Below are 13193 nucleotides of genomic sequence, written 5' to 3'. Positions count from 1 at the left end.
GGATTTCTCAATGTTTGGTTGTTGACTGATGACTTTCGGACAACGTCAATAATTTCTCAATGCCCACCGGCTCTTCCTTGAGCAAGGGTACGACGGCATAACGCTTTGCGTGAATCGTGGCTGCCGTTTCGATATCTTTGAGTTCATTGGCGGCGCGTTGCGCCAGCAAAGGTGACTGGACGGTCGTAGCGGCAACGCTGTTATTGACGATCCAGGCCCACGGCTCGATTCCGGCGCGGCGCAAATCAGCTTGCAGGTTGGCAGCTTCCAGCACGGGCGTCGTTTCCGCCAATGTCACCAACAGTATCTTGGTTTGCTTGGGATTTTGCAGTTGCATCATTGGCGTGGTGTAGCGCGTGATGGATTGGTGATCCATTTGCTTGATCACTTCGCGATGATAAGCACCGGTGGCATCCAGTAACAATAACGTATGGCCGGTCGGTGCGGTATCCATCACCACGAATTTCCTTCCCGCTTCGCGGATCATGCGTGAGAATGCCTGAAATACCGCAATTTCCTCGGTGCATGGTGAACGCAAATCTTCTTCAAGTAATGCCTTGCCTTGCGCATCCAGATGTGCGCCCTTGGTTTGCAGAACGCGCTGGCGATAGCGTTCGGTTTCCACCTGCGGATCAATCCGGTCCACCAGGAGATTATCCATTGTGCCGCTGAGCGTTTCGCTTAAATGTGCGGCCGGATCGGAAGTGGTTAAATGAACTGGCAAGCCTCGATGCGCCAAGTTGACGGCGATTGCAGCTGCTAGCGTGGTTTTACCGACACCGCCTTTGCCCATCAGCATGATTAAGCCGCAGTCATCTTTGGCAATCTCATCGATCAAGACGGATAAGCCTGGAAACGGTATGGCTTGATGGATCATATTAATATCGTGAGCGGCGGGCAATTCATCCATCAGCAATTGCCGTACAGCGATCAATCCAACCAGGTTGAATGGTTTAAGCGCAATGTGATCGCGCGGCAAGGGTTTGAGAATTTCAGGGATAGCTGCCATGGTCTTTTGCTCGCGTTCGAAAATAGCGGCTGCCAAATCATCTTGCGTTGCTTCTGACCGAGGCAATAAGCCATTGACGACGAGGAATTGATTGGTCAAACCGATGGCCGTGAGTTCTTCCTGTGTCCGTGCTACTTCACGTAACGTCGCTTGCTGCGCACGTGCCACCAATATGAGCCGGGTGCGTTGCGGATCGGCGAGCGCGTCCACTGCCGCTTTGTATTGCGCGCGTTGTTTTTCCAGACCAACCAGCGGGCCAAGACAGGATGCATTGCCTTTGCCTTCCTCAAGAAAATCGCTCCATGCGCCGGGCAGTTGCAGCAGCCGGATGGTGTGGCCGGTCGGCGCGGTGTCGAAGATAATATGATCGTAATCCGCAGTTAGCGCTGAATCGACCAGCCAAGCGGTAAATTCATCGAAAGCGGCAATTTCAGTGGTGCAAGCGCCGGATAGTTGTTCTTCGATGCCTTTGACGACCGTGTCTGGTAATACGCCCCGAACTGGATTGACAATGCGATCACGATAGACTTGTGCTGCTGCTTGCGGATTGATTTCCAGAGCGGCTAAACGAGGTACCTCGGTAATTGCTGTAATCTGATTTCCAATCGTGATACCGAATACTTGGCCTACGTTAGAGGCCGGATCGGTGCTAACCAATAATACCCGCTGACCGGCATCGGCCAGCGTAATCGCTGTAGCGCAAGCTAATGAAGTTTTGCCGACACCGCCCTTGCCAGTAAAGAACAGAAATCGCGGCGGATGATCGAGAAATTCAAGTTGGCTCATGCGGTTGGCTCAGGCTTCTGTTAGCAACAACCTCCGCAACAACTCGATTCTTCCGCTTTTTCTTGCAGCGGGATGCTCGCCCAACGCGCGAGCTCGCTGCGCTGCGGGTAGCGGCCTGCCAATGCTACTTCACCATCCACCAGAATAAGTGGCAGCGCTTCTGCACCAGATCGTTCCAGGAATCCTTTCACCGTAGCATTATCCGCAAAAGCCATGGGTTGTTGCGCCAGATTAAAACGCTCGATGGCGATATCGTGCTGTTTGAGCCAATCGACATCGGCGGAAAAAGCGGTCAATGCCTGGTCTACGTCGGAACTGCAAACGCCTGAGCTACAGCACGAAGCAGGATCAAATACTTGAATAGTTGCCATTTTGATTCTCCATTAAAAAAGTAACAAGGTTGATGTAATTCACTTTGTTCGGTTGTTGTGTTTTGCGATGATAATCTCATTGAACACTCAGCCACATGGCCAGGGCAGCCAGCGTAACGAGCAATACCGGAACCGTCAACACAATCCCTACTTGTAAGTAATATCCCCAGGTAATTACCATATTTTTACGTGCCAGCACATGCAACCATAATAAGGTTGCCAAGCTGCCGATCGGGGTGATTTTCGGTCCCAAGTCACAACCGATGACGTTGGCGTAAATCATGGCTTCCTTGATCGTACCGGTTGCAGAGCTTGCGTCGATGGATAATGCGCCGATCAACACTGCGGGCATGTTGTTCATGATCGACGATAGGAAAGCGGCCAAAAAACCGGTGCCAAGCGTTGCGCCCCACACGCCATAGCTGGCGAAGACATCGAGCAGATTGGTAATGTATCCGGTCAAGCCTTCGTTGCGCAGGCCATACACCACGAGATACATTCCCAATGAAAAAATGACGATTTGCCATGGCGATTCGCGCACGATTTTGCGTGTGTTGATGATATGGCTACGCGTGGCTACCGCTAGCAGCACTAACGAACCGGCGGCGGCTACCAGGCTGATCGGCACGCCCAACGGTTCAAGACCTAAAAAACCGATGAGCAGCAACGCCATCACGGCCCAGCCGGCGCGGAAAGTTGCCGGATCGCGAATTGCTTCACCAGGCGGCTTCAGTTGATTGACATCGTAACGGGCCGGAATGCTGCGGTGGAAATAAAGAAAAAGCACGCCTAGACTGCCTGTTACCGAAGCGATATTGACCGGAATCATCACCGCAGCGTACTCGGTAAACCCGATTTTGAAATAATCAGCCGAGACAATGTTAACCAAATTGGATACCACCAGCGGCAAGCTGGCCGTATCGGCGATAAAGCCCGCCGCCATGACGAAAGCGAGCGTAGCCGCCGGACTAAAGCCAAGCGCCAGCAGCATCGCCATCACAATTGGCGTTAGAATCAAAGCTGCGCCATCATTGGCGAACAGCGCTGCAACCGCCGCACCCAGTAATACAATATACACAAATAATAAATACCCATTGCCGCGCCCCCAGCGCGCTACATGCAATGCTGCCCACTCAAAGAACCCCGCTTCATCTAGCAATAAACTAATAATAATGATGGCAATGAAAGCTGCTGTCGCGTTCCAGACAATATGCCACACCGCCGGAATGTCGCTGAATTGAATCACGCCGAGCAGCAAAGCCGCGGTAGCGCCGAGCATAGCGCTCCAGCCGATACCCAAGCCACGTGGCTGCCAAATGACCAGCCCGAGCGTGACGATGAAAATGAGTATGGCAATCAGCATGTCAATCACTCCTTGCGCTTGGACTCAGGCCGGTGGCTGTCACTTTGCTTGGGATTGCTTGAATTTCAAAATGCCGATGTAATCCAGCTTAGTCCTGAAGGCGGAAGGATTTTGCTGCAGCTCGTCGAGTGGCAGCGATAAAAAAGTCTCGATGCCTTCGCGAAAGGTTTGATAAGCCTTGATGAACGCTGCATTGATTTCCTCCTCGGTTCCAGCCGCTTCCGCGGGATCATCGACTCCCCAATGCGCGCGTAGCGCAGGGCCAAGATACGCCGGGCAAGCTTCACCGGCCGCATTGCCGCAGACGGTGATTACAATATCCGGCGTAGCCGGTAAGTTGTCCCACGATTTACTGAAAAGCCCTTGGGTTCCGATGCCTTCGCGTTCAAGCAGGGCCAGAGAGCGCGGATGAACCTGGCCGGTCGGTTTGCTGCCTGCGCTCATCGCTTTCCAGCCGTCGGGTGCAAGATGATTAAAAGTGGCTTCCGCAAGGATAGAGCGGCACGAGTTTCCGGTACAGAGAAATAATACATTCATGATGACGCCGCGCAACAGGTTCCGGTTTTTGCGGGGATAGCGGTATCTTGCCCGAATACCGGAATCGCCGTCAGCGAATGAAACGCTTCCCAGGCGATGCCTTGCGGATCAACCGTCCAATATTTATTCGACGCGGCATAACAGCATTGCGCGTTTTGTTGTTCCGCAGCGGGCAATCCGGCTTGCGTCAAGCGCTGGTTGACTTCGGCCAAAGCTTCATCGGAATCGACCTGAATTCCGACATGATCCAAGCCCGGTTTTGAGCCTCGTTCGGACAAGGCAAAATTGATGAATGGATCATCCAGCATCCACTTGGCGTAATCTGGTTTGCTGACGGATGGTTCGCTACCGAATAACGCCGAATAAAAGCGGATATTGTTTTCTAAATTATCGACGGCGATATGGATATGAAAACGTTTCATTGTGTTGTCTCCTTGGTTAAATGCGCAGCGGTCAATGCCAGGTCATTTTTTTCATTACAACAAACTTCGGTTGGGCTGCACGGTATACCGGCGCAGCAATTCTCGGTGAGGTAGCCCAATAGCGCATTCATGGTTGTGAAATTCGCGGAATAATAAATAAAACGGCTTTCCTGCCGGGCGATTATCAATTCTGCATGCGCCAATTCTTTCAGATGAAAAGAGAGCGTTGCATTCGGGATGCCCAATTCTTTCGCCAATTGTCCAGCCGGAAGACCGGATTCACCGGCTTGAACCAGCGTCCGGAATATCGTCAAGCGGGTTTCGTGCGCCAAGGCTGTTAGTGCTTTTATTGCAATTTTAATTTCCATGTTTCCATTATATTGGAAATATTGGTTGTGTCAATTATGCTGGTTGAGTTACGAGTATACTTTCGAGCGATTGTACCTTCATGTCTGGGCCGGACTGAACTGAGGTAAAGAGTGTTCGACATAAAGATGGGCGAAGGAGTGATATCGCACAACGAAGCGATTTGCACGTGCAGTCAATTAATCAGCGTTTTCTTAAAAAACTTCAGAAAAAAGAAAAAGTAACTACATCTATGAAAATAGCATTCATCGTGGTTGCCGTGGTTCTCATTGCAGCCTATTCGATCTCCAGCCGCTCAGGTGACGTCAATCACATCGAAAAAGACATTGCCTACGGACCCTTTACTGTCCGTGTCACAGCGACTAAGAGCAAGCAGTTCAATCTAAATTCCGGCATAGTCAACCAGACAAACGTGGCCTACACAATTTTTTACAACGGTAAGCCGATTGTCTTTCCCAGCGCATTACAGAGCAATACGGGGCTGCCGTACTTGTGGCGCGTCTATACCCTTCCCGGCGCACCTGATCCGACTTTGATAGCAGGCAGCCAGAGTTTGTACCTGATTTACTTGAAAAATGGCGAACCCGCCGTCGAACCTATTTTGGAGCAACACCACGATTTTGCCTCCCTGCAATTCCTGGACAGCGAAAACGGGCAGCCCGGACCCTACCTGGAGGTGTTTGCCAGAAGCGATACCGGCGATTTGGATAAATTGGATGGTCTCGCCGACGGGCGGCTTCTTTTAGTCAGTAAGCATGCCGTTCTCGACGTGCAGACTCGCAGCATCCGGCGCTTTAATCCCAGCAACAATGCTGTCGAAAATTATTCCTTCCCTTCGCCGCATGGGACGCTGGCGTTCTCACCTGATCGCAAAAGCATCGTTTTTCGCGGTGCATTCCAGAGTTGGAACACGCCGGACGAGGATTTGCCCGATTCCGAGCATGCTCTTGTGGTGTATAACATTGAGCAGGACAGTGGCTACGCGGTTAAATTTGATGATACCGGGGTGCGCCTGCTCAGCGTGGATGAAATGGATTTTGCATGGTTTGAAAAGTTTTTTGAGTGGGAGAAATCGGCGCAAGGTGAGCGTTTGCGTCTGCGTAAGCTCGAAAAAGCACCCTTGTATCTTTCTTTTCGTAGTGGTTAGCTACCACTACCCGAGTTGAAGGCAGCTTGTGTCCACCCTTAAGGCAAGACCTTGTTCTGTAGATCAAGCCTTCCTTCTCATCTTCCACGCCAGCACAGACACTGAACGGTAGCCAAGGGATAAACCCTGCATGCACAAGGCAAGTGGGCGAGGTTGGTAAATATTGTAACAGGAGAACATCATGTTTTATCTCGGTATGGATATTGCCAAGGCCAAATTGGATTGTTGCCTTTTACTTAACGAAGCAGGTGATAAACGTAAATCCAAGGTCATTCCCAACACTAAAGCAGGCGTGAGCGCACTGTTGGAGTGGGCGGCCAAACAAGGTGTGTCGGCTGCGCAACTGCACGTGGTAATGGATGCCACTGGCGTATATCACGAGCAAGCTGCTTTGGCTTTAGTAGATGCTGGGGTAATGGTTTCGATCATCAATCCGGCACAAGTTAAAGATTTTGGTCGAGGCTTGGGGATACGCACTAAGACGGATGGTGTGGATAGTGTTGTACTGGCGAAATATGGAGCGCTGCTCAAGCCCGCGGCATGGCAGCCGCCATCGGTGGAAGTCCGTGCATTACACAAGCACTACTAGCCCGGCGTAATGCGGTGGCGGATGATTTGCACCGAGAATTGAACCGGCAAGAAAAGAGCGAAGCTATCGAGACGCCTGAACTGATTGTCCAGTCTATCGCTCAATCTATCGCCTTTCTTGAAGCAGAATTGAAACGGCTGCAACAAGCGATAGACGATCACATCGACCGGCATCCCGGTCTGAAGCGGGATATGGTTCTGCTGACCAGTATTCCGGCAGTAGGTGAGCGAGTGGGAAATAACCTCCTGGCGATCATGCACGGCAACCGTTTCGAATCTGCCGAACAAGTGGCAGCTTATTTGGGTTTAGTGCCCGTAAAACGGCAGTCTGGAAGCACGGTGCTGGGCCGGGCCCGATTGTCGAAGGCGGGTCCGGCGCGAGTGCGAGCCGTGCTATACATGGCAGCAGTGGTCGCCACACAATACAATCCCCATGTCAAGGCGCTTTATGAACGGTTACTCGCCAGAGGCAAATCCAAAATGTCCGCTATCGGCGCTGCTATGCGCAAGCTGGTCCATTTGTGCTTCGGCGTTATAAAAACACAACTCCCTTATCACCCAAACTATCCAAAAATTGCTTGACTTGAAAGACGGTATCTACTGGAGCGGTAGCTTCAAAGTTGAATACTCCTCTCCTTATTACACGCTCTACCCGGTGAAAGCAGCAATGCTGCCGGCATTCCTGGCTTTTTTGGAGCAACAAACAGGATGGACAAAAGCCAACATCGTTGAAGACAAATTTCACGAATATACCGGCCGTATCCTCACTTTCACTTCTGGGGAATTGAAATTCGATGTCACGATGAAGGAAGATGAACAGATATTGCAATTCAGCAAACATCTCTACGCCGATGCCAATCCTGAGCATACGGTGTTAGTGAAAAAAATAGCCGACGCTTTCGAGGTCGAGCTTGCTTCGGGAAAATTTCAGGAACATTTCGGGCGGATTGAGAGCGAGACCAAAAAAATCCGCGGAATCGGCAATAGCGACGAATGAAATGACGCGATGCATTGCCAGCCTGGCAACAAAATCATTGAAGCAAATTCGACTACTCATTGAAAATCCCGGTTTGTTGCGGCGAAACGCGCTAAGCTGGTAAAGTCGGGTTCCGGTCTTTCCTATCAAGGAGTATCAAGTGCAAAAAACACGAATGATCATTGCCTGTTTGTTGATTTCCACGTCTGCAATCGCAGCCGAAAAAGACAGCCGCCAGATTCTCGCGCTTTCCGAAGCGCAGCGCGGCCACGTGCTGGAAGAAATGCGGGCATTGCTGTCGGGCACGCAAAACATACTGGCAGCGCTTTCAACCGATGACATGGCATCGGTTTCCAAGCATGCCCGTCCTTTGGGGTTGGGCATGGCGCATAAAGCCGAGGATCACCTCAAAGGCGTGCTGCCCAAGGAATTCATGCAGTTGGGTATGTCTCTGCACCAGGATTTCGATCAAATTGCCGTGGATGCGGAATCCAAGAAAGATCCCAAACTTACGCTGCGGCAATTGAGCGACGCGATGGCCAAGTGCGTTGCCTGTCATGACGCCTATCAAATCCGTGCAACACCGGCATCCGGACAACCGGTAAAAACTCACAAACACGAGCATCATCCGCATCATTAGGGTTTTCAAAGTAATACCGGTTTAAAGGTCTTTTCGTTTTAAATGTAAGGCGGACGGCTTTCTATTCCGCATCCGTCGACGGATTGACGCTCAAGCGGATATCCGCTTCGTTGAGCGCCGGGGTGCACAGTTCGATAAAGCGGTAGGCGTAGCCGCGTAGATAGTGATTGCGGCGGACGGAAATGAAAGTGGTGTTTTTTTCAAACAGGTATTCGCTGTCCAGTTTCACCAGCGTGGTGTCGCGGTCGGTGGAAAACGCGACGGACGCGATGATGCCGATGCCCAATCCCAATTTTACGTAAGTTTTAATCACGTCCGCATCCAGGGCGGACATGGCGATATCAGGTATCAATCCAGCCTTGGCAAAGGTTTGGTCGATTCGTGACCGGCCGGTGAGTCCTTGGTGGTAGGTGATGATCGGGTATTCGGCGATGGCTTCGAGCGTGAGCGGTTGCACGGACTGCAGCGGATGCCCGGCAGGAACAATGACGATGTGTTGCCAGGTGTGGAATGGAAAAGAAACCAGATCGGCGGCATTTTCCAAAGCCTCGGTGGCGATGCCGATATCCGCTTGGCCGTCGATCAGCATCGATAAAATATCGCCGGGCTTCGATTCGTTCAGGATCAGATGAACTTTTGGGAACGCTTTCTTGAATTCGGCGACGACCGGCGGCAAGATATATTGCGCTTGCGTATGCGTGGTGGCGATCGTTAAGTGCCCTTGGTCGTGATTGCTGAATTGCTCCGCCAGACGCTTGATATTGCGGGTGTCGAACAAAATCCGCTCGACGATTTTAACCAGCTCCTTGCCCGGTTCGGTCAATCCTACCAACCGTTTGCCTTTGCGGATAAACAGCTCGATGTTCAGTTCATCTTCCAGATCCTTGATATGTTTGCTGACACCTGATTGCGACGTAAATAAAGCGCTTGCCACTTCGGTCAGATTGAAATTCCGCCGCACGGTTTCATTGATGATGCGCAATTGTTGAAAATTCATTGTGATTGTTCAAATAGAAGTTGTTCGATCGGTTGTAGATTTGTCAGTCATCTTTGAGTATGGTGAGGTTATTTACTATCTTTATTCAATTAATTAGAGGGGATTTCAATCACGTAAACCATTTGAACCGATGTCAGATTCCGGCACCACCTTCAAACATTTCGCTACGGGTTTGCGCTTGCATGATATGACTGCCGGGTGGAACGCTATGGGTCAACCAGACATTCCCGCCAATCGTCGAACCGCGACCAATGGTGATGCGCCCGAGTATCGTTGCGCCAGCATAGATTATCACGTCGTCTTCGACGATCGGGTGACGTAAGATACCTTTGACCAGCATGCCTTGTTCGTTAACCGGAAAGCGCTTGGCGCCAAGTGTGACTGCCTGATATAGCCGGACATTGCGCCCAATGATAGCGGTTTCGCCAATCACCACGCCGGTACCGTGATCGATAAAAAAGCTGCCATCGATTTGAGCGCCAGGATGAATTTCTATGCCGGTTAGTGAATGCGCGATTTCGGAGATCATACGGGCAATCAACGGTACTCCCAGTTGATGCAATTCATGCGCAATGCGGTAATGAATAACGGCGGTCACGCCAGGGTAGCAAACTAGTACATCGTTGATACTGCGAGCTGCCGGGTCGCCTTCGTAGGCCGCGCGGATATCGCTTTCCAACAGGCTGCGGATATTCGGCAACTGTTGAGCAAAAGCGTTTGCAATGTCTGCTGCTTGTCTACGAGCAGCATTGCCGCCGTTTTCTTGCTCGGAGACGAAGTACAACTCATGATGGACCTGATCGAGCAAGTCGCGCAACGTAATATCCAGCGTATGGCCGACATAATAATCGATGCCGTCGCTGGAGATGCTTGATGCACCCAATCGATTCGGGAACAATACGGCGCTGAGACGCTCGAGAATCGAGGTCAGTGCTTTACGGGACGGAAGTTTCGGCGGGTTGTTGAGCCGTTGCCGTTGTTCCAGCGATGCCAGCCGCAGCGTGCGTAACTTCGATACGATGTTATCGATTTCCCGGTGGTTGATTTCCTGCTGTGAATCATCATGCATGATTATTTCATCGGTCATGCGGTGAATCCTTATGAGCGCTTTTTTGCATATGAGTAGCCGGTATGCCGGATTGAAATGAGAAGCTCCTTATTAATGTTTCAACTGGCTTTGAGAATAGTTTGGAAATAAATCGAGCCGCTTGGGCTTGATAAAGACTTTATCGCCTTTTACCAATTGCAATTCACGGAAACGTTCCTTGCTGATTTCGGCATGTACCGGATTCCTATGCTCGTCGTTGTCGCGCACCATTTCCAGGCGCACGATCGGTCCGACGGACAAAATATGCACGATGTGCGCGGCTAAAGCCGCTTCGCCATTGCGGATGCGCTCAACTTCGATTTCATGCGGACGGACATACGCAATGGCTGCCAGTTCTTCGGCTTCGGCGTGTTCCGGCGCATCGACTTCGAGATCGCCGATCCAGGCTCGGCCGCGATGCAAGCGGCTATGAAATAAATTGACATTACCGAGAAATTCATAAACGAAAGGATTGGCGGGTTGCTCGTAGACTTCGTCGGGCGTGCCGATTTGTTCGATCCGGCCTTCGTTCATCACGACCACGCGATCAGCGACTTCCAGCGCTTCTTCTTGGTCGTGTGTGACGAATACGCTGGTGATGTGCATATCGTCGTGCAGCCGTCTAAGCCATGCGCGTAGCTCCTTGCGTACTTTGGCATCCAACGCGCCGAAAGGCTCGTCGAGCAATAACACTTTCGGTTCTACCGCCAGTGCCCGCGCCAAGGCGATGCGCTGACGCTGGCCGCCGGAGAGCTGGTGCGGATAGCGATCCGCGAGCCAATCCAGTTGCACCAGATGCAGCAGTTTCATCACGCGTTCGCGGATTTCCGCTTTCGCCGGGCGGAATTTCTTCGGGCGTACCTTCAAACCGAAGGCCACGTTGTCGAAAATCGTCATGTTGCGGAATAGCGCGTAATGCTGGAATACAAACCCGACTTGACGATCGCGCACATGCTGATCGGTTGCGTCTTCACCATGAAACAGCACTTGACCGCTGTCGGCGGTTTCAAGCCCTGCGATTACGCGCAGCAGCGTCGTTTTACCGGAGCCGGATGGCCCCAGCAGCGCGAGCAATTCACCTGAATGGACTTGCAAGCTGACATCGTGCAGTGCGGTAAAACTGCCGAATTGTTTTGAAAGATTAAGAACTTCAATGCTCATGCATCACCTCGTCGTGTTTGATGTTGTTGGGTGCGAAACTCAATCGCTGTTTTAAGCGCCAGTGTGACCAAAGCCAGCAAGGCCAGCAGTGAAGCCACGGCAAAGGCAGCGGCAAAGTTGTATTCGTTGTAGAGGATTTCGACATGCAGCGGCATGGTATTGGTGCTGCCGCGGATATGGCCGGAGACTACCGATACCGCGCCGAACTCGCCCATCGCGCGGGCATTGCAGAGAATGGCGCCGTACAAAAGCCCCCATTTGATATTGGGTAACGTGATCTGCCAGAACGTCTGCCAGCCGCTGGCACCCAGCACGATTGCCGCTTCTTCTTCCTCGGTGCCTTGTGCCTGCATCAAAGGAATCAATTCGCGGGCAATGAACGGCACGGTGACAAACACGGTTGCCAGCACGATGCCGGGAACGGCAAAAATAATTTTGAGATCGTGTTCCGCCAGCCACGGCCCCAGCCAGCCTTGCAAACCGAACACCAATACGTAAATCAGTCCGGAAACTACCGGCGATACTGAAAAAGGCAAATCGATCAAGGTAATCAGCAAATTCTTGCCGCGGAATTCAAACTTGGCGATTGCCCAAGCTGCGGCGATACCGAATACCAGATTCAGCGGTACCGCAATCGCCGCCACCGTCAGCGTCAGTTTGATCGCCGAAACCGCATCGGGGTCGGTGATTGCCGCCAGATAGACATCTACGCCTTTCTTGAAAGCTTCATAGAAAACCGAAATCAGTGGTACAAAAAGGAATAATGTTAGAAATATCAGTGCTATTCCGGTCAAAAGCCAGCGTATCCAGGCAGGCTCTTCGGTCGCGCGCTGCCGGAAGGTTTTACCGGATACCGGAAATGTAATCGTCGTCGTCATCGTGTCCTCAAGCTTGCGCGCTGCGGCGGCTCCACCATTGCAGCAGATTAATGATTAATAACAGAATGAAAGAAATCACCAGCATGACGACCGACAATGCCGTGGCCCCGGCGTAGTCGTATTGTTCCAGTTTGGTGACGATCAACAGCGGCGTGATCTCGGAAATTAACGGCATATTGCCGGCGATGAAAATAACCGAGCCGTACTCACCGATCGCCCGCGCAAAAGCCAGTGCAAAGCCGGTCATCAAGGCGGGAAAGAGTGCGGGGAAAATAACGCGCGAGAAGGTTTGCCAGCGATTGGCACCGAGCGTCGCCGCCGCTTCTTCCAATTCGGCTTCGATGTCTTCGAGCACTGGCTGAACCGTGCGCACCACGAATGGCAAACCGATAAAGGTCAACGCTACAAAAATACCCAGCGGCGTGAATGCTACTTTGATGCCGAGCGGTTCAAGATGCTGACCGATCCAGCCATTGCCGGAATACAGCGCAGTCAGTGCAATCCCAGCCACGGCGGTTGGCAATGCAAACGGCAGGTCGACTAACGCATCGACGATTTTCTTGCCGGGAAAGTGGTAACGCACCAGCACCCACGCCACTAACAAACCGAAAACCGCGTTGACCAGCGCGGCTGCGAACGACACACCGAACGTCAAACGGTACGAAGCCAATACCCGTGGCGTCGTGACAATCGCCCAAAATTCCGGCCAAGTCAGCTCGGCTGTGCGGATGAATGCCGCCGAGAGCGGAATCAAGACGATCAGACTGAGGTACAACAGCGTGAATCCCAATGCCAGATTGAAACCGGGCAGAATGCTGTGCTGCTTGAATGTGCTCAATTAGAAACCTCGTAAAGTAAATTAGTG

The 13193-nt window shown here is 51.8% G+C and carries 14 protein-coding genes and 1 pseudogene; 4 read left to right on the top strand and 11 right to left on the bottom strand.

All coding sequences use genetic code 11. The features are described 5' to 3' along the window. Positions 1–7: 7 nt before the first annotated feature. The 6 genes from arsA to RBH92_RS12360 form a co-directional block, all read right to left on the bottom strand. On the bottom strand, positions 8–1795 hold the full coding sequence (gene arsA, locus RBH92_RS12385; protein WP_307932326.1) for an arsenical pump-driving ATPase: 1788 nt from the start codon (positions 1793–1795) through the stop codon (positions 8–10). A gap of 20 nt (positions 1796–1815) precedes the next feature. Continuing rightward, entirely contained in the window at positions 1816–2166 is a 351-nt protein-coding gene (arsD, locus tag RBH92_RS12380) for an arsenite efflux transporter metallochaperone ArsD (protein ID WP_307932325.1), read from the bottom strand. Positions 2167–2242: 76 nt separating this feature from the next. Beyond that, positions 2243–3529, bottom strand: a complete 1287-nt coding sequence (locus RBH92_RS12375; RefSeq protein ID WP_307932324.1) for an arsenic transporter — start codon at positions 3527–3529, stop codon at positions 2243–2245. Positions 3530–3568: 39 nt separating this feature from the next. After that, positions 3569–4066 carry an arsenate reductase ArsC gene (locus RBH92_RS12370; RefSeq protein ID WP_307932323.1) on the bottom strand — a complete coding sequence of 166 codons (498 nt, stop codon included), beginning with the start codon at positions 4064–4066 and terminating at the stop codon, positions 3569–3571. Then, entirely contained in the window at positions 4063–4488 is a 426-nt protein-coding gene (locus tag RBH92_RS12365) for an ArsI/CadI family heavy metal resistance metalloenzyme (protein WP_307932322.1), read from the bottom strand. The genes RBH92_RS12370 and RBH92_RS12365 overlap by 4 nt, the downstream gene beginning before the upstream one ends. Then, entirely contained in the window at positions 4485–4856 is a 372-nt protein-coding gene (locus RBH92_RS12360; RefSeq protein WP_307932321.1) for an ArsR/SmtB family transcription factor, read from the bottom strand. The genes RBH92_RS12365 and RBH92_RS12360 overlap by 4 nt, the downstream gene beginning before the upstream one ends. Before the next feature lie 167 nt (positions 4857–5023). Here RBH92_RS12360 and RBH92_RS12355 point away from each other — a divergent pair, with 167 nt between their 5' ends. The 4 genes and pseudogenes from RBH92_RS12355 to RBH92_RS12340 all read left to right on the top strand — a co-directional run bounded on the left by RBH92_RS12355 (position 5024) and on the right by RBH92_RS12340 (position 8205). After that, positions 5024–6001 (top strand): hypothetical protein, encoded by a 978-nt coding sequence (locus tag RBH92_RS12355; protein ID WP_307932320.1) that lies wholly within the window; start codon positions 5024–5026, stop codon positions 5999–6001. A gap of 181 nt (positions 6002–6182) precedes the next feature. Beyond that, a pseudogene (locus RBH92_RS12350) lies at positions 6183–7171 on the top strand (IS110 family RNA-guided transposase). After that, entirely contained in the window at positions 7164–7586 is a 423-nt protein-coding gene (locus RBH92_RS12345; RefSeq protein WP_307932319.1) for a hypothetical protein, read from the top strand. The pseudogene RBH92_RS12350 and the gene RBH92_RS12345 overlap by 8 nt, the downstream one beginning before the upstream one ends. Before the next feature lie 139 nt (positions 7587–7725). After that, on the top strand, positions 7726–8205 hold the full coding sequence (locus RBH92_RS12340; protein WP_307932318.1) for a hypothetical protein: 480 nt from the start codon (positions 7726–7728) through the stop codon (positions 8203–8205). 61 nt (positions 8206–8266) lie between these two features. Here RBH92_RS12340 and RBH92_RS12335 read toward each other — a convergent pair whose 3' ends face one another. The 5 genes from RBH92_RS12335 to cysT all read right to left on the bottom strand — a co-directional run bounded on the left by RBH92_RS12335 (position 8267) and on the right by cysT (position 13166). Continuing rightward, positions 8267–9202: a CysB family HTH-type transcriptional regulator gene (locus RBH92_RS12335; protein ID WP_307932317.1), complete on the bottom strand. Its 936-nt coding sequence runs from the start codon at positions 9200–9202 to the stop codon at positions 8267–8269. Between the two features lie 133 nt (positions 9203–9335). After that, a complete protein-coding gene (epsC, locus tag RBH92_RS12330) occupies positions 9336–10289 on the bottom strand; it encodes a serine O-acetyltransferase EpsC (RefSeq protein WP_307932316.1) in 954 nt (317 codons plus the stop codon). Between the two features lie 72 nt (positions 10290–10361). Continuing rightward, a complete protein-coding gene (locus RBH92_RS12325; protein ID WP_307932315.1) occupies positions 10362–11450 on the bottom strand; it encodes a sulfate/molybdate ABC transporter ATP-binding protein in 1089 nt (362 codons plus the stop codon). Further along, a complete protein-coding gene (gene cysW / locus RBH92_RS12320; protein ID WP_307932314.1) occupies positions 11447–12328 on the bottom strand; it encodes a sulfate ABC transporter permease subunit CysW in 882 nt (293 codons plus the stop codon). The genes RBH92_RS12325 and cysW overlap by 4 nt, the downstream gene beginning before the upstream one ends. 7 nt (positions 12329–12335) lie before the next feature. Further along, entirely contained in the window at positions 12336–13166 is an 831-nt protein-coding gene (gene cysT / locus RBH92_RS12315) for a sulfate ABC transporter permease subunit CysT (RefSeq protein WP_292924177.1), read from the bottom strand. Between the last annotated feature and the right edge of the window lie 27 nt (positions 13167–13193).

It is taken from the genome of Nitrosomonas sp. sh817 (assembly GCF_030908545.1).
Taxonomy (GTDB): Bacteria; Pseudomonadota; Gammaproteobacteria; order Burkholderiales; family Nitrosomonadaceae; genus Nitrosomonas.
This window is presented reverse-complemented; position numbering and strand designations above follow the sequence as displayed.

What these genes read in the sequence shown, in the direction of transcription:
- arsA (WP_307932326.1), bottom strand. Translation starts at nt 1,795, where the DNA reads ATGAGCCAACTTGAATTTCTCGATCATCCGCCGCGATTTCTGTTCTTT.
- arsD (WP_307932325.1), bottom strand. Translation starts at nt 2,166, where the DNA reads ATGGCAACTATTCAAGTATTTGATCCTGCTTCGTGCTGTAGCTCAGGC.
- RBH92_RS12375 (WP_307932324.1), bottom strand. Translation starts at nt 3,529, where the DNA reads ATGCTGATTGCCATACTCATTTTCATCGTCACGCTCGGGCTGGTCATT.
- RBH92_RS12370 (WP_307932323.1), bottom strand. Translation starts at nt 4,066, where the DNA reads ATGAATGTATTATTTCTCTGTACCGGAAACTCGTGCCGCTCTATCCTT.
- RBH92_RS12365 (WP_307932322.1), bottom strand. Translation starts at nt 4,488, where the DNA reads ATGAAACGTTTTCATATCCATATCGCCGTCGATAATTTAGAAAACAAT.
- RBH92_RS12360 (WP_307932321.1), bottom strand. Translation starts at nt 4,856, where the DNA reads ATGGAAATTAAAATTGCAATAAAAGCACTAACAGCCTTGGCGCACGAA.
- RBH92_RS12335 (WP_307932317.1), bottom strand. Translation starts at nt 9,202, where the DNA reads ATGAATTTTCAACAATTGCGCATCATCAATGAAACCGTGCGGCGGAAT.
- epsC (WP_307932316.1), bottom strand. Translation starts at nt 10,289, where the DNA reads ATGACCGATGAAATAATCATGCATGATGATTCACAGCAGGAAATCAAC.
- RBH92_RS12325 (WP_307932315.1), bottom strand. Translation starts at nt 11,450, where the DNA reads ATGAGCATTGAAGTTCTTAATCTTTCAAAACAATTCGGCAGTTTTACC.
- cysW (WP_307932314.1), bottom strand. Translation starts at nt 12,328, where the DNA reads ATGACGACGACGATTACATTTCCGGTATCCGGTAAAACCTTCCGGCAG.